General features: G+C 56.7%; 17 protein-coding genes. 8 read left to right on the top strand and 9 right to left on the bottom strand.

The window, feature by feature from the left end; genetic code table 11:
- Positions 1 to 14: 14 nt before the first annotated feature.
- Genes porA through BW919_RS01450 form a run of 8 tightly spaced genes read right to left on the bottom strand, consistent with a single transcriptional unit; the run spans position 15 to position 6956 of the window.
- Positions 15 to 1166, bottom strand: a complete 1152-nt coding sequence (gene porA, locus BW919_RS01485) for a pyruvate synthase subunit PorA (protein WP_088335104.1) — start codon at positions 1164 to 1166, stop codon at positions 15 to 17.
- A gap of 12 nt (positions 1167 to 1178) precedes the next feature.
- Complete coding sequence (porD, locus tag BW919_RS01480) at positions 1179 to 1448, bottom strand: pyruvate synthase subunit PorD (RefSeq protein ID WP_088335102.1); 270 nt, start codon at positions 1446 to 1448, stop codon at positions 1179 to 1181.
- A complete protein-coding gene (locus BW919_RS01475) occupies positions 1441 to 1998 on the bottom strand; it encodes a pyruvate ferredoxin oxidoreductase subunit gamma (protein WP_088335100.1) in 558 nt (185 codons plus the stop codon). Before BW919_RS01475 ends, porD begins: the two co-directional genes overlap by 8 nt.
- Positions 1999 to 2010: 12 nt before the next feature.
- The gene (gene pheA / locus BW919_RS01470; RefSeq protein WP_088335098.1) at positions 2011 to 2820 is read right to left on the bottom strand and encodes a prephenate dehydratase; all 810 of its coding nucleotides are present in this window, start codon (positions 2818 to 2820) and stop codon (positions 2011 to 2013) included.
- Positions 2820 to 3812, bottom strand: coding sequence for a methanogenesis marker 12 protein (locus BW919_RS01465; protein WP_088335096.1), 993 nt, complete (start codon positions 3810 to 3812; stop codon positions 2820 to 2822). Before BW919_RS01465 ends, pheA begins: the two co-directional genes overlap by 1 nt.
- A gap of 38 nt (positions 3813 to 3850) precedes the next feature.
- Positions 3851 to 5185 (bottom strand): Clp1/GlmU family protein, encoded by a 1335-nt coding sequence (locus tag BW919_RS01460; protein ID WP_088335094.1) that lies wholly within the window; start codon positions 5183 to 5185, stop codon positions 3851 to 3853.
- Positions 5182 to 6024 carry a hypothetical protein gene (locus BW919_RS01455; RefSeq protein WP_088335091.1) on the bottom strand — a complete coding sequence of 281 codons (843 nt, stop codon included), beginning with the start codon at positions 6022 to 6024 and terminating at the stop codon, positions 5182 to 5184. Before BW919_RS01455 ends, BW919_RS01460 begins: the two co-directional genes overlap by 4 nt.
- The gene (locus tag BW919_RS01450) at positions 6021 to 6956 is read right to left on the bottom strand and encodes a hypothetical protein (protein WP_088335089.1); all 936 of its coding nucleotides are present in this window, start codon (positions 6954 to 6956) and stop codon (positions 6021 to 6023) included. The genes BW919_RS01455 and BW919_RS01450 overlap by 4 nt, the downstream gene beginning before the upstream one ends.
- A gap of 128 nt (positions 6957 to 7084) precedes the next feature.
- Between BW919_RS01450 and BW919_RS01445 the strand changes: the two genes are divergently transcribed.
- From BW919_RS01445 to BW919_RS01435, 3 genes are read left to right on the top strand one after another with little or no spacing between them, the layout of a single operon-like run.
- Entirely contained in the window at positions 7085 to 7927 is an 843-nt protein-coding gene (locus BW919_RS01445; RefSeq protein WP_232452920.1) for a TatD family hydrolase, read from the top strand.
- 12 nt (positions 7928 to 7939) lie between these two features.
- Positions 7940 to 8818, top strand: coding sequence for a quinolinate synthase NadA (gene nadA / locus BW919_RS01440; RefSeq protein WP_088335085.1), 879 nt, complete (start codon positions 7940 to 7942; stop codon positions 8816 to 8818).
- A 6-nt stretch (positions 8819 to 8824) separates the two neighbouring features.
- Positions 8825 to 9994 carry a hypothetical protein gene (locus tag BW919_RS01435; protein ID WP_088335083.1) on the top strand — a complete coding sequence of 390 codons (1170 nt, stop codon included), beginning with the start codon at positions 8825 to 8827 and terminating at the stop codon, positions 9992 to 9994.
- 11 nt (positions 9995 to 10005) lie between these two features.
- Here the strand turns inward: BW919_RS01435 and BW919_RS01430 are convergent, their stop codons facing one another.
- Entirely contained in the window at positions 10006 to 10767 is a 762-nt protein-coding gene (locus tag BW919_RS01430) for a hypothetical protein (RefSeq protein ID WP_088335080.1), read from the bottom strand.
- A 45-nt stretch (positions 10768 to 10812) separates the two neighbouring features.
- Here BW919_RS01430 and BW919_RS01425 point away from each other — a divergent pair, with 45 nt between their 5' ends.
- The 5 genes from BW919_RS01425 to BW919_RS01405 all read left to right on the top strand — a co-directional run bounded on the left by BW919_RS01425 (position 10813) and on the right by BW919_RS01405 (position 15853).
- The gene (locus BW919_RS01425) at positions 10813 to 13086 is read left to right on the top strand and encodes an IGHMBP2 family helicase (protein ID WP_232452898.1); all 2274 of its coding nucleotides are present in this window, start codon (positions 10813 to 10815) and stop codon (positions 13084 to 13086) included.
- Positions 13083 to 13358, top strand: coding sequence for a hypothetical protein (locus BW919_RS01420; RefSeq protein ID WP_148688365.1), 276 nt, complete (start codon positions 13083 to 13085; stop codon positions 13356 to 13358). Before BW919_RS01425 ends, BW919_RS01420 begins: the two co-directional genes overlap by 4 nt.
- Positions 13359 to 13425: 67 nt before the next feature.
- The gene (locus BW919_RS01415) at positions 13426 to 14040 is read left to right on the top strand and encodes a hypothetical protein (protein ID WP_088335076.1); all 615 of its coding nucleotides are present in this window, start codon (positions 13426 to 13428) and stop codon (positions 14038 to 14040) included.
- A 14-nt stretch (positions 14041 to 14054) separates the two neighbouring features.
- On the top strand, positions 14055 to 15269 hold the full coding sequence (locus BW919_RS01410) for a DUF2162 domain-containing protein (protein ID WP_157665851.1): 1215 nt from the start codon (positions 14055 to 14057) through the stop codon (positions 15267 to 15269).
- Positions 15245 to 15853 carry a MotA/TolQ/ExbB proton channel family protein gene (locus BW919_RS01405; RefSeq protein ID WP_088335072.1) on the top strand — a complete coding sequence of 203 codons (609 nt, stop codon included), beginning with the start codon at positions 15245 to 15247 and terminating at the stop codon, positions 15851 to 15853. Before BW919_RS01410 ends, BW919_RS01405 begins: the two co-directional genes overlap by 25 nt.
- Position 15854: the final 1 nt, after the last annotated feature.

Raw genomic sequence — 15854 nt, 5'->3', positions numbered from 1 at the left:
ACAGGTGATCCCCCTCACACCTTCACGTTGATCCAGACGGGTTCGTCCATACCCTTCCCTTCCTCAGCTACCTTGATTATCTCGAGCACGTCCTGCGGGCGTATGTCGCGACCGCCGAGACCCGCGATGGTCGACGACACGTCGATGTCCGGTGCGTGGGCTTTGACGTCCGTCCACAGTGGCGGCATTGCCCCGTACGAATGTGCGCGATCGATGGTCACGACACCCTCCTTATCCTGAATCACTTCCACTATCCGGTCGCCTGGAAACGGGCGGTAAGCCTTCACCCTGACCAGACCCACGTCCGGGCGCTCCTCATCTATCACGTGCTTGATAGTCCCGCAGACGGATCCCATCGCGATAACGACGTAATCTGCGTCCTCCGTGTTGTATTCTTCGATGAGCCCGTCACCGTAGGAACGCCCGAACTCGTCCGAAAACTCCCTATTGACTTCTCCTATAACTTCACATGCCTTCTCCATAGCATCGTGCTGCATCTTCTTGAACTCCATGTAGCTGTCAGGATCACCTACAGGCCCTAACGTCATTGGGTCTTCGGGATCGAGATAACAGTGGAATGGTTCATACTCACCGACGAACGATCGCACTTCTTCCTCTTCCGGCAGTTCGACGGGCTCTAACGTGTGGGATAACGTGAACCCGTCCAGGCACACCATTACGGGTAGGAGGACGTCTTCGTGTTCCGCTATCCGATATGCCTGCACTACTGTGTCGAACACCTCTTGATTTGACTCGCAGTAAAGTTGGATCCATGACGTGTCCCGTTGCGCCACGGAGTCGGAGTGATCGCACCAGATATTTATCGGAGCTGAAAGAGCGCGGTTTGTGACAGCCATTACGATCGGTAACCTCAACCCTGAAGCTATGAACAGGATCTCGTGCATAAGGGCGAGACCTTGAGAAGCCGTCGCAGTGAACACGCGGGCTCCAGTTGCCGATGCACCGAGCACGGCGCTTATCGCACTGTGCTCCGACTCTACGTGTATGAACTCGGCGTCCAGTTCCCCGTCAGATACGAATTCGGAAAGGTACTCTACGATAGGTGTTTGAGGCGTGATCGGGTACGCCGCAATGACGTCGACGTCCACCATCCTAACAGCTTCAGCCACGGCGTAATTCCCATTGATCACACGAACTTCAGTCATCGGTATCTCCCCTCAACCCTCCTCCAGGACCATTTCGATCGCGTCTACAGGACATACGCTTTCGCAGATTCCACACCCTTTACAGTAATCATAGTCGATAGTGTAGCCATCGTCCGATGGTCTGATGCACCCGTCCGGGCAGTACATGAAGCACATACCGCAGTTCACACACTTCTCCTGATCTAGTTCGGGTCTGAATACGCGCCATCTACCGGTCTTATTCCTCCTGGTACTTCCTGGTTCTCGCACTACAGCCCCTATTGTGAACTCTTCATTACCCAACTGCCTTCACCTCCCGGTAGGCTCGCTCAACGACCCTAACGTTTTTCTCTGCGATCTCTCCGGAGAAGCGTGCGTGGATAGCCTCCTTTACGGCGTCGAGGGTTAGGACGTCGGAAGCCTTTAGATAGGCGCCGACCATCGCGGTGTTCACGATAGGGATGCCTAACTCGTCAAGTGCGATCTGAGTCGCGTCCACGACGTAAACGTTGAAATCTTCAAACTCCTCAGCGACTTCATCCGACTCCTCCCTATCCTCCCTAGAGTTAATGACGATAAGACCGTCTTCCGATAGACCTTCGGTGACGTCCACTACGGCCAGCAGGCTGGAGTCGAGTACTATCACGTGATCCGGCTCGTATATCTGCGATCGGATCTTGATGAACTCGTCATCGATCCGTGCGAAAGCCGTCACCGGCGCCCCGCGGCGTTCTACACCGAAAAACGGGAACGCTTGGGAGTACTTCCCGTCCTCCTTCGCCGCGATCGCCAGGATCTCAGCCGCGGTGACGGCCCCTTGGCCACCTCTCCCGTGTATCCTGATCTCGATCACTGTTCCGACCCCCTACGGGAAAACCTTGGGGTAAGACCCCAATACCTTGGAGAATGGCGTTCTCTCTCGGAGTTCCGCTAACGCTTCAGACCCTGGGTATAGCATCCTGTGACCCTCAAAGTCCAGAAAGAAAACGTAGTCTCCCAACCCGCTCTTCGCGGGTCGAGATTCGATCTTAGTGAGGTTGATACCCCGATCCGCGAAGATGCCCAAAACCTCACGTAAAGCACCCGGACGATCTGTTACCGAGAATACTACGGATGTCTTGTCCTCTTTAGTCGGGGCCCTATCACGCCTCGAGATGATCGCAAACCTGGTCTCGTTATTTTCCAACCTTATCTTCTCCACTATGTCCAGTCCGAACCGCTCCGCGAGCCTCGGTGGACCTAGAGCGTAAGCACCCTTCTCCGACACCAGTTTGGCAGCTTCGGCGGTGCTCGCCGTGGGCACGAACTCATGGTTACCGAGCAACTCTCGCAGCGCTTCCCGCGCCTGCTCATACGCCTGGGGATGTGAGTAGACCACGGGCTCACGATCGTCGGGTTCGGATCCGGACATCAGTGCATGTACGATAGGTAACACCAACTCTCCGAACACTCGTACGCTCCTGTGTAAGAGGTTATCCAAAGTTTCTCCTACGGATCCCTCCAGCGAGTTCTCCCACGGGACCACACCATAATCCGCCTCACCTCGCTCTACACGCAAGAAAACCATGGTAATAGTACTAGCGGACTGGAGCTTCCCATTTCCCCCAAGTTCCTCCTCAGAAAACCGCTCAGCCGCCTCCTCTGTGAACGTGCCTGGGGGCCCTAGGTATGAAATTAGTGGCGGCGAGAAATTCGCACCCCCAACACCGACCGAGCTCCAGAAGCTATGTCTGCGGCTATCAGCGCCAGTCCCATCGAAGCCGACTCGGGCGGTAACCCGGCGACCCTGTTAAAAGCTTTGCTCAGGACCCTCTCAAGCGCTCCCATGAATTCGTCGTCTCCCGACAACGTACCACCAATCCATGCCTCGTCGCAGTCGTAGACTATACCTAACCCCACCACTTCCCAAGCGACTAATCGTGCCAGCCACTCCTTCTCTTCTTTGCCGCACCTCTGGATGAATTCCTCTACAGCGCTCTCGGGGTCTTTTCCGGCGCAGTTAACTACCTTAACGATCCCTCCGGTTGAAAACGCCTCGTTGGCCGACAGTTCACCCGCGTCGATCCTGCGAATGGCCTCCAAGTCTAATGGTCCTTGCAATATACCCGGTGCACCTAGGCACGCGTCGATTCCGCCGATTACTTCACCATCCTTTACCACCACGGAAACTGTGTTTGAGCTCGTGTCACACACCACTAGATCATCCGAAGAGGATAACTCGAGTGCTAGCCTCGCGGTTCCTAGCTTCTCACCGCTCGCCACGTGTGAGAATATTCGGAATGCCCCGTCCAGCCGTGGTAAGTCCCGATGGATACCCGGTGCTAGGTAGGCCTCAACGCCGAGCTCTGACAGCTCCTCGACCATACGCCTCCCGGCGCCGAACTCTTGTCCCGATCCGCCGGTATCACGTAGTCCGTATCCCAAGCCGAGATCCTCCGCTTCCTCTAGCGGCGTGAACTCCGTGAGCGCGTCGCCCATTCCATAGTTCAGGCAGATGCACTCGGCCTCCTCCACTGCCCTCCGGGCCTCGTCGGGGAGGGATCGGAGTAACCCATGCTCGGCCACCTTCCGTCTCGGTGCTTTGCCCAAAAACTCCGGGTCTCTCTCACCGTCGCACGCTGCGACTTTGATCCCAGAGGTACCGTGATCGATCCCTACGTACATCATCGCCGCAACCCCAGAAGATTAACACTTCGGGACTGTGGTCAAACTCGTACGTTCATAGGCTCGTGAGACCCCGTCTCAGGATCCACTTTGAGCGAGCCCAGCTGAACGACACGAATCGTCCTGTCGCGGAGTAGCCGGCCCTCGACTTTCAGTTCTCCGGAGGTGAAGTCAATTTCTCGAATCACGCCGATACCGAGCAGATCACCGGCCCCGTCGCACAGTCCTACCAATACTCCCTGAAGTTCTTCCTCGTTGACTACAACGAACTCTCGGACGTTAAGTAGCCGTCTAAGTTCTCGGGCATGTCGGCCGCCGCGTCCCACGATTCGACCGGCCTGGTCCCTAACGACCAAAATAACGGCATCCGGCGTCCTCTCCGCATGCAATATCTCCGGTTCGACACCTGATACAGCCTTGATCAGTGCGGGCAGCTCGCTCTCCTCCTCTAAATCTACTGGTTCACCCGTCCCTATGAACGCCCGCTGTACGGAGATTTCTTCCAAGTCGAGCTCCAGGATCTCCCGTTTCTCGAAGAACTCGCGCAGTACGCGCTCTCTACGTCGGATGCGGTCCTTACGTTCAACGTCTTTCACGGCCTCAGGTACCGTGAGATCGTGTACCTCGATGTACTCTAAGGACCTTACCATACGTTTGATGTGCGATACCTGACCGTTACGATCCAGGAATGCCACGTGAGAAGGCCTGATCACGTCGACCTTGTGGAGTTTAAGGGCTCTGGCCGGTCCACCGTGGACCATCCCAGAAGTATCAATGAGTACGGCATTCGTCCCTTCGGCCAGTGCGAGGTCTACCATCCTCCGAGTCCCTACGGTGGTTTGGAGTAGGTGTCCCGATGGTGTGATCGACCCGACGAAGTATCCGTGTCTCATTTCCACCTCGGAGAGGTCGTGGATGGTGTCCTCTATGATACCCAGGGAGACGACTGCCGGAGGTCCGACGTCCGACTGTCCTATATCGGCGTCGACGACACCTACCTTGAGCCCTCGTTCCACGAGCTCGTTGGCGATGAAGGTTACTAGCGTCGTCTTACCGGAGTCCTGAGGACCGATCACCATACAAATCGGTGTTCCACCGTGATCGGCCAGCTCCTCGGCTAACTCTTTCCAGTCCGATGGTATTTCGACGTCGTCTTCTTCGACCGAGTAGCCGGCGCCGGTTCCCAGGACTAGCTCTACCTCGAGCTCCGAGTCGGTGGTAAGCGTCAGCCGCTCCCCACGCCTGATCACTAGTTCTTCACCCTCACATACTTCTGTACCTCTGTTCGTGGTCGCCTCACCTCGAATTACTAGAGCCCGGGACGGTCCATCTACCCTGATCGAGCCTCCCTCGATCCGAACGCGCTCACGCTTCAACTTCCCTCCCCTCTCACTCCCTCCCCTCTCACCACCATCAGGGACACCTGCTTACCCCGAGTGATCTCCTTCAGCAGCTTTTCGGCGATGCGTTCTTCCATCACCAATACTACCCGATCGTCTACCCGTCGCCACACTTCTGCCTCGCCTAGCTCACGACCGTCCACGAACACACGTACACGATCTCCCTCTCCGATGTGGATGGCTCCGCCTAGTGGTTCCACGGAAACGGCGACCTTGTCCGGGGGGAGCGTGTGCGAGATCGGGGGCTTCGCACCCGCGATGAGTACCTCGACGTCGCCGTCCCGCACTCGAACCACGGCGCGGCCTATCCCGGTCTCGCTCTCCAAATCTCGCTTGATCACTCGCTCCACTTCCTCCTTCGGAGTGCCTCGAGGGAACTCGTACTCACGTCCCGCGATCCGTTCTTTGACCTCTGTGGGCGCGGGTGGTTCTCCGGGGATATCCTTGATCTCGTTTGGGTTCTCTGGGAGACTGTAGACCTTAGTTCTGGGATTCACCGACGCCCGAATCCTCACCCGGAGGATCCTCTCACCGATAGCGTCCCCGTATGTTCTGGCGGGAATCGAGAACAAGGTGGCGATAGCCCACGCGATCACCTCCACGTTCGGATTTTGGTACGTGAGTACCGTAAGTTCTCTAGGGCCGGCCGCGAACCCGGCGGTTAGGAGCCCCATGAAGGCGGAAGTCGTCATCCGAATCCTTTCTTCCGCCACGTACCGGTACAGGGCCGCCGCGATGAATGACCCCGCGAACACGTAGAGACCTCGAACCACTCCGAGCGCTACGGCCCATGACAGGGACGAAACGTCGATCAACTTACTTCCACCACCTCGTCTCCGAGCCGAACAGCTCCAGGCTCTACGGTCCGGAACTTACCCCCCTCGCGGACCAGCGTTACGTCGCCTATCTTGATCTCAGATGTTACCGGTTCTTCGGTGATGCAGACTTCGCACCTGAGATCAGTACCGACCCGGACGGTCACCCCTTTCTCCAAGTTTACGGCGCCTCGCATCCTCCCAACGTTGAGCGAACAGACGCGAATTCCACGCTTTGCGGCCGTCGCCAGGTAGAGATCGGTAGGATGCACCGAGGTTACCTCCGTGGGTCTTGATATCTCCACTTTAGCGCCCGTCGTTCCCGCCAGCATCGCGACGTCCGCTACCACGTCTAGGCCCGCATGTTCTGGGGTCTTGTTGCTCACGTTCCCACGCCTGACGGTTATGAGATCGTGAATCGAGACAACCTCGCCTTCTACACGCACTTCGAACCCTTCTGCCGGTTCGATCCTTCCCTCCACGTTCCTAACCGTAGACGGGGCTTCTCCCTCGCGGATGAACGTCCTTTTAGCCGCGGGCTCCCCAATCTCGGGTGGGTCGGCTGGACCACCCAGCTCCTCCACGGCCTCCATCAGGTAACAATCTGCCCTCCACACGTGCTTCGCGTGCCCCGGGTCGCCCCGGATCTCGACTATCGCGCCCGCGTACCCCGAAACATAAAGTGCCGCCAACACGTGCTCCGGTACGATCACTGATGGATTGTCCGGACCCGGGGGCTTCGTGGGATCGGAGTGCAGCGTCACCGTATCTTCCACCATCCTCACGTGCTCCAAGTCCGCGTGAACTCGACCATTCGGGGTTACGAACACCACTCCGGGACGTTCTTTGGGCTTGATCCGCAGCACGTCCTCTTCCGACATCGGTGCGTGACCGCGATCCCGACCGTATTTACGCCTTAACTCTACCCACATTCCGCTAACCCCCGGGCGATGAAGAAGGCCACCACTCGGGAGACGGATGATCGGCCGGGATGACGCCGAGCCCTCACGTCATCCGATTTAAGCCAACCTTCAGGATGATCCGGGGTGATCGATTGCGGGTGGCTACTGACGTACATCTTCACTTCAATCCGGTGAAAGGTGACGGGTACAAGGTCTTTGAGAAGTTCTATCGAGCTGGGGGTACCGGGTTCGTATCCCCGGTTCTAACGCTTCGGAGCTATCGAATCCACGGATACAGTAGGGAAGACTTCGAGCGCGCTTACCTGTTACATCTCGAAGGGGTCCGGTACGGCAAGCTCGAGTATCCGCTGAGAGGATATGCGGCCTTAGGTTGGCACCCGGCCGAGGTGACGACGCTGGCCGAAGAGCGTCCCGAAGAGGAAGTGCTAGACGTCGCAGAAACCGTGTGCGGTCTCATCGAGAAATTCGCCGCCGAGTACGAAGAGGTAGTTGCAGTGGGCGAAGTAGGTCATCCCCACTATCCCGTGCCCGCTGAGGTGAAGCGTGTGTGCCACAAGGTGTTCATCAGGTTCCTGGAGCTGGCCAAAGATCTGGACTTGCCGGTGATTTACCATGGACCCAAAGCCTCGGGGAAGCACTACATGCGACTGTACGAGCACTTAAAAGACGTCGGATTCGACTTCAACAGATTCGTGAGGCATCGGGCGACATCCGACGTCTCCGCAGCCCGAAACGTAGGAGTGTGGCCCTCAGTACCAGCCTCTCGGCGATCAGTACGGGAAGCCGCGGAGCACGGTCCGGAGTTCATGCTGGAGAGCGACTACTTGGACGACCCTAAGCGTCCCAACGCCGCCCTACCTCTCCGTTCGGTGCCCAAAGCTGCCAGAATCCTCCGTACCATCGATCCGGACCTCGTACCCAAGGTAATGATCGAAATTCCAGAACACGTATTCGAGGTCGAGTTCGAGCCGTTGGTTTAGGGGGTAGGTACTGTGGAAACGTTCGTGCTGGCTCACAACTATCAGCGGCCCGATGTACAACTCATGGCGGACTGCGTCGGGGATTCGCTAGAGATGGCCCTAGAGGCCCGGGAGATCGATGCTGATCGTATCGTAATGTGCGGAGTGGATTTCATGGCGGAGGTTGTGAAGGCACTCAACCCCGATCGTGAAGTCGTCGTGCCCGACCACCGCGCTGCGTGCGGTATGGCCATGCGGCTCAGGGCGGAAGAGCTGCGAGAGTTTCGCCGCGAGCATCCAGACGCCGCCGTGGTCGCGTACGTCAACACGAGCGCCGAGGTGAAAGCTGAGGCTGACGTGATGTGTACCAGTGCCAACGCTGTCGAAGTCGTATCCTCACTCCCTGAGGATAAGATCATCTTCGTTCCCGACAGTAACCTCGCGGCTTGGGTGCAAAAACACGTGCCGGACAAGGAAATAATTCCGTTCCCCGAGCATGGTAGCTGCCCCGTTCATCACTCGCTGTCTCCTTCTGACTTACGCGAACTATGTTCTCGACATCCGGACGCCGCCGTCGTGGTACACCCGGAATGTCCCCCTGAGGTATGCGCGATGGCGGATTTCGTCGGCTCCACGTCCCAAATACGTCGATACTGTGAAAAGGAGAACATCAGTAAGATCGTGATGGGAACCGAGGAAGGCCTCGCCTTCCGGATACGTCGCGAAACTGGCACTGAAGTCATCGTCCCTGGTCATATGGTGTGTGCCGATATGAAAATCAACACGGGAGAAAAAGTCGAAAGAGTGCTCGAGGCCCGACACGTCCCGAAACCGCTCATAGTAGAGCTGGACTCCGACCTCGTCTCTCAGATCGAAGAAATCGTCGAGGAGATGTTCAGACTTACGAGGTGAACCGGGATGATCGGTAGGATCTTCCGTCGAGATAGTAAGGTCGTACGAGATCGACTGATGAAGATAAGGCAAACGATCGACGCGACCGAAGTAGATCCAACAGCAGTCGCGGAGACCATCGGGGGACCAATGGAGAGCAGCTCCCGCGGCTCGGGAGAGGGATCGAAAAAGACGAGACAAGATGAGGTGGAGGAAGAACCGTCGAGGGAACCACGCGAGGAATCATCGGCCGAGGAACGTAGCGAGGTCTCCGCCGAGGCGTTCCTAGAGACGTATTCTATGAGGAAAGGCACCGCGGCCGTTGTGGCGTATCCCCTGTACGAGATATGTAAGACACTATGCCTATCGGGAATCCTCCGTAGAAAGACGCGTAAGGTACTGGAAGACCTCACGGCGGTTCGGCTCCCCCTCCTCTTGGCTTCTCACAACGCCGTGGGACCGACGAGCGACCTTCTCGAGGGTTTCCCCCCAAAGGCTTCTGGATACCAGGTAGCCTCACCGTACTCCGCTGATGCACTTAGGTCTCTGGCACCCGAATCGATCGCCGTGACGGGATACAAAAGCGGTCAAGTCGGAGCCGAACCCCTTCGAGGTTGGAAGCGGATGCCGAACGTATGCTCATGGGGTGTTGAGGCAGCGGTCGCCGATGGGCTTTGGGACCAAGCACCAGTCGCTGTTGCGGTCACCGATACAATCTCCGCACTCTACGGTGTTTACGTGTCGTCAATGCTAGATGCTCCTACGCTGGACTTTTCTTATCTATGGAAGTTCACAAAAGGGAAGCCGTTGTGGAGGGACCCACGCGGTGGAAAGCACGCTATCCAGTGGACCCAGTGGAAGTTCCTCCGGGAACTGAAATTCGATTATCTCATCGTGGTAAGCTGTCTCAAGGATCGCCGGTTCAAGCGTGTAGTCCGTACACTGGAATCTGAGATCAAGGTCAAGATCGTGCCGATAACCTCCGAGGATCCAGGAGAACTGGGTGAGATCCTCCGCGCTACACTGGAGAACCAGGTCCCGATGGTCGGCGATGAGGTGCACAGGACGTTTCAAGTGGAACCCGTATTAGTAGAGTTCGTGAAACGGGCTATCCTCGCCCCACTTCCAGTCTCCGACTTCAACGAGGCCAAATCTTCCCGGTTTTACCCTCTAATAATAGATATCTCGATCGAGTGAAGTGCGAATTCTCACACGTTCCAGCACTCTCGGAAGTACGAAGCTACGGCTTCGGTGACTCTTCCGCCCAGTACTCGGAACGCTAGCGCGTTCCCTCGACGGATACACTCGTACGTCTCAGTCCGTCTTTCGGGTAACGGCGCATGGATCATGAACTCCAGACACTCCGAGAGGGACCACCTTTCCGGCCGTGGCTTGCGTAGTCGGGCTGTCCGGTTCAGCCTCCCTGGGTCGCCCACTTCGACGTCGGGCCACTCCGGAGACAATACGAGTGAGCACGCTCCGGAGCGGGCTCGGAGGTTCAGGTAAGAGGCGAGCACGGACGTTGTCTGATCACCGAGTCCACACTTGATCAGTGGGATGTCAACGTGGAGCTCGTACAACGCCCGGAGACCAGGTCGACCTCTGGTTAATTCCGAGACGTTGGTACCGTCCATCACTCCGTCCACATCTCCTACGGTTTCGTGTATCGCCCCGTAAATCGCCCGCTTGCACAGGTAACACGGGTGTTCGTCTCTATCCTTTCGGAAGACATCCTCGACATTTGGGCGGATTCTGATTTGCTTCACATCCATAGGAGTCGGCGGACACACGTTCACTACGTACGGCAAACACGCCGTGCAGGCGATCACGTTCTTCCGTCCTAACGCCTTGACGGCAGCGTACAGGAGTACCGAGCTATCAGTACCACCGGAGTAGGCTACCGCGACGCGATCGTACGTTTTCTTTATGTACGAGATGAGGGCGCGCAGCCGGCTCAGAAACGGTCTCACAGAACGGTACCCCCCGGTAGTGTAGTGTTCACCGGGGGTGTAACCATGAAGGAAGTGTTGATCAAAGGGTTTAGTCCGGGGGACTCTCCGAGAGATGTCCTGGACACACTATCCTCACTCGGTGTGAGACCACACGAAGTCGGTAAAATCTGGCTGGCTAACCGAGCCGCGCTGTGCCAGGTCGAGCCTCGTGCGGCTCAACGTCTCCTAAGACATGCTGACGTGAAAGTACCTACGGGAGGGGAATCCGAGGAGATTAAGGTAGTAGACGCCTACGTCAAGAAGTTCCAGAGGCTAGTCCAGCTGGAGCGGGAAGCTGAGATGAGGGCGATGGAAAAGGAAATCAGGAAACTTTCAGGCAAGGAGCGTGAGAAGAAAGGAAGAGCAGTACTCGGTTTGCGTGGTACGAGGGCCGGTCGGGAAGTCGGAGGTTACTATCTGGTGAAGTACGGCCGGTCCAGAGAGATAGATACACAAATATCCGTGGGCGATCTTGTCCTCGTGAGTCGCGGTGATCCACTGAAGAGTGATCTCACTGGAACCGTGGTGGAGAAGACCAAACGCTCGATTACGGTTGCCTTCGATAGCCCCCCACCCAAGTGGGCTGTGGGCGATGGGATCAGGATCGACCTATACGCTAACGACGTCACTTTCCAGCGCATGATGGAGGCGCTAGAACGAATAAGACACGCTGAGGGTCGACTCCGAGAGCTCAGAAATACGATCATCGGACTCAACGATCCGGGCGACGCGGAGCCAGAGGACGTGGACTTCGTCGATACTGACCTTAACTATTCCCAGCGGGAGGCTGTGGAACACGCCCTAGGGGCGCCGGATTTCTTCCTAATTCACGGTCCTCCGGGTACGGGTAAGACCCGAACGATCACCGAAGTGATCGTCCAGGAGGTCCGGCGTGGTAACAAGGTCCTCGCGACGGCCGAGTCTAACATCGCCGCGGACAACATCTTGGATTATTTGATAGAGCGTGGCGTGGAGGCTGTTAGAGTCGGGCACCCTGCCCGTGTCTCCAAGAGTCTTAAAGAGCGGACACTTAGCGCGATCGTGGAAAATCACCCACTGTACAAGAAGGCGGAGAGCCTCCGGGAGCGCGCTTACAGGCTCATTGAGAAGCGTGATCGATACCAGCGCCCGGTGCCCAGGTGGCGTCGAGGAATGTCCGACGAGACCATACTCTACCTAGCGAGAGAGGGTAAGGGAGCCCGAGGTGTTCCGCCGCGTGTAATCCGGAGTATGGCTAAATGGATCCACATCAACAGGAAGGTCCAGAAACTCTTCGAGGAGGCGGAGCGACTGGAAGAGCGCGCTATCCGGGAAGTACTAGAGGAAGCTGAAGTCGTGGTCACTACGAACGCCGGCGCAGGGTTGGAGTTCCTCGAAGACGTCGAGTTCGACGTCGCCGTAATCGACGAAGGATCGCAAGCCACGGAACCTTCAGCACTCATCCCGATCTCCAGGGCTAAGAGGTTCATCATGGCGGGAGACCACAAGCAGTTGCCCCCGACTATCTTAAGTGAAAAGGCTCAGCCGGAGCTCTCTCGCACGCTCTTCGAGCGTTTGATCGAAAAGCACCCGAAGCTCTCCAGGATGCTGAGAGTGCAGTACAGGATGCACGAGAGCATCATGGAATTCCCGAACCGAGAGTTTTACAACGGTAAGCTCGAGGCTCACTCGAGCGTCCGTCGTCACACGCTCGAGGACTTAGGTGTCGGCGAGCCAGAAGTAGGCAGACCCTGGGCTGATATCTTACGCCCTAAGGAGCCGCTGGGGTTCGTGGATACATCGCACTTACCAGAACGCTTGCGGAGGGAGCGACGCCGTCCCGGCTCCAAATCCCGTGAAAATCCGATAGAGGTCGCGATAGTCGCCTTTTTGTCGGAACAACTGGTTCGGCAGGGGTTGTCTCAGGAGGATCTAGCAGTTATCAGTCCGTACGACGACCAGGTGGACCTGATTTCGAAGGCCCTCAACGAACTCGGGCTTGACGACGTCGAGGTGAACACGGTCGACGGGTTTCAGGGTCGGGAGAAGGAGGCCGTGATCGTATCCTTCGTCCGAAGCAATCCTAGAGGTGAAATAGGGTTCCTAAAGGACATGAGGAGGTTGAACGTCGCTATCACTAGGCCTAGGCGGAAACTCATTTGTATCGGAGATTCCGACACGCTTTTCAGCCATCCGACGTACCGCAGGTTCATCGAGTACGTCAAGAAAAGCGGCGCACTGATAAAGCCGAACGAGCTGCGCGAGGTGGCTCCCTACTTAGACCTGGTCCGCTTAGCACACGGACGTGCCGGGGGGTGAGCAGGATAAGTGAGATAGTAACGGAAATGTTCCAAGACGGACAGTTGTTCTTGGGGATGGGAGAGTACGCTCAGACAATGGCTTACGACGAGCTTCTCCTGTGGTTTGACGTGCTTTTCGATGACGAGCACATTCTAGACGATGGGGACCGAGTCGAACGGAAAGTCGGGGAACTCCTAACCGCCCTATACTACGGGACCGTAGGCTACACCGTGACTGAGCACACCGACGAGGGTAACAATAATTGGATATATGTCCACGCTCACACATGATCCAGAGCCGCAAAACGATTATAGATTGTTACGTGGCAACTGCTGGGTAATACGAGGGGTAGTGGAGTTGCGATGGAAGGTGGCAGCAGCGCTCGTGACCATTCTCGTGCTATCCCCAGCACTCGTTCATGGGTCGTTCGACCACCGATTCCAGAAGTACCTCTGCATGGAGAGGTTACAATCCGCTGTTAACGACATTGACGGAGCTACTAAATGCGTTGCCACCGTACTCGCCTCATCCCCGTATTTGGCCTACAAGGTTGTTTTGTACGATAATACGCTCCGCGTTGGGAACAATCCGGGACGAGATCGGTTGGAGTTACTTTCCGCTATCCGCAGTGCTGAGCGTAAACTCGAGCTCGCCCGACTGAAAATCCGGAAAGCGAGAGCGAAAGGTGTTACCGGTCTCGATCGGGCTGAGAGGAACGTCTCGCGGGTTCTTTCAGCGCTACGCCGTGCCGAAAACCGTGTCAAGAAGCGTGCGCCCGGGGCCATGGACGACTTGCGCGAAGTCGAGGCTTTGACCCCGGTGCTGCGGACGCTCACCGAACGGAAGTGGTGGCTCGTTCAGGAAATCACTTCGAAGTTGCCTAAATTCAAGTATTATGAGCTGTCAGAGAACCTACTTTACTTACCACCGTTCAACATCCTGTTCCCTCTGGTCGGCGCATTCGGTCCATGATGGGGGAAAGACGGGTGTTCCACGGTGTGATCGCGGCTTTCACTGCTTATCTAGGTGCCAGCGCGGCGCTAATGCTAAGATACCATTCCGTCGGCGTGTCGGAAGCACTGACCTACGGAGCCGTTTACGGGATGGCCGCGGCCGCCGTCGGAGTCGGGACGGGAGTAATGCTGGCGCGCGTGCTAGGTGTCCGTAAGAAGCGTCGTGAGATAATTCGAGCCGTGTTGGAAGGGACGGCGCTTTCCGGGGTCGCCCTCCTCGTCGGCCTTCTCGACGTGACTGCAGGGGCTATCGCGGCGTCCTCCGTTGCTCTGATGTATCCATCTTATCTCATCTCACGTGATCTCGGCGTATCACCCTTCAAAGTTGTCACCCTCCTCGCCGTGACGTCTTCGGTAATCGTGGCTGCGCTGACCTCGTGGATGGTCGTTCCAGCCTTCGCCGATAACCCGATTTACGCGCTTGCGATAGCGTTCTTCGTGTTCATCGTGGGGTTAAAAACGGGATTAGGAATAGGATTCGCTGGTTTCCAGTTACGTCGTGGGGCGATGGCTATTGCAGCGCTCTCCGGGATACTAATACCTGCGATAATAGGCCTGAGTCACTTGGTCTCCAAGTTCATAAGAACAGCGCTCGCTATGCAAAGATACGCCCTCCTCGGTCACGCCTTGCTGGGATTGTTCCTTATCGGACTAGGAATATTCATAGCACGTAAGTGGGCAACGGAAGGTTCGGCGAAAGATCTCTCCAAGCTGGGAGCATTCATCGTGGCCGTTCCGTGTCCGATCTGCCTAACCGGAGTGGCCCTATCGGTCGCCATGTACGCCGAGATAGGCGCACTTAACGTCACTCAAGCCGCCTTGGTACTCTGGACTTGCTTCGTTTCGACGGCGTACGCTACCTTGATCGTCGCCGATGCCGTCATCGAGATTCTCAAAATCCCTCCGGCTGTGGCTCTTAGCGGTCTCGAGAACTTAGTGGGACTCCTCTTCATAATCACTGGGATTATCGCGTGGGCCTACCCGTTATGGAAGCGAGCACCTAAACTCAAGCTGACCCTTCCGAGTCCATCGGAAATAGGCCCGTGGGCGTTACTGTTCCTGGCTTTGATGGCGTTCGGGTACCTGTGGGCGGCGCGCAAGGCTTCACGAGGAAACTATCCACCAGATAACCCAATCGACGATATCATCAGGGCGGTGATCGAATGGCTAGCGTCGCGACGGCGATAACTAAGGCGCTGTACGTGGTAATGGAGCTGTTGTTTTACCCGACGGTAGTACTGTTGCTGTTGTCCTTGACCTACTCTCTGATGGAACTGGCCATATTCCTCCGTGAGGTGGCCTACCGGCCCAGGTTCACCAGGAAGGATCTCGAACAGATTGCGGAGAAGTTTCCGGACGTGAAGCGACTTCCTCCACACTTCTCGGAGTTCCTGAGGAGAGTAGAACAGATTGTCGAGAAATCCGATTCTGCGGACGAGGCCAGTTTGAGGGTCGAAAAGGAGCTGGAGAACCTCGAAAACTTTTTGGCCAGCAAGGTCAGCAGGACGAGGATTATCGTGCGTTTAGGTCCCATGTTGGGACTGATGGGAACGCTGATCCCATTGGGACCGGGATTGGAGCAGCTGGCTAAGGGTAACATCTCGGGCTTAGCGACATCTTTGATCACGGCGTTCGCGACCACAGTAGTCGGTCTGGCATCCGCCGGAGCTTGTTACGTGATCACGTTGTTCAGATCTAGGTGGTACCGAAAGGACGTCTCGGATCTCGAATTCTTGGCTGAAACTATGCTCCAACGCGAGTTCGGGGGATGAC

This window comes from Methanopyrus sp. KOL6, assembly GCF_002201915.1.
Lineage (GTDB): Archaea > JAADCQ01 > Methanopyri > Methanopyrales > Methanopyraceae > Methanopyrus.
This window is presented reverse-complemented; position numbering and strand designations above follow the sequence as displayed.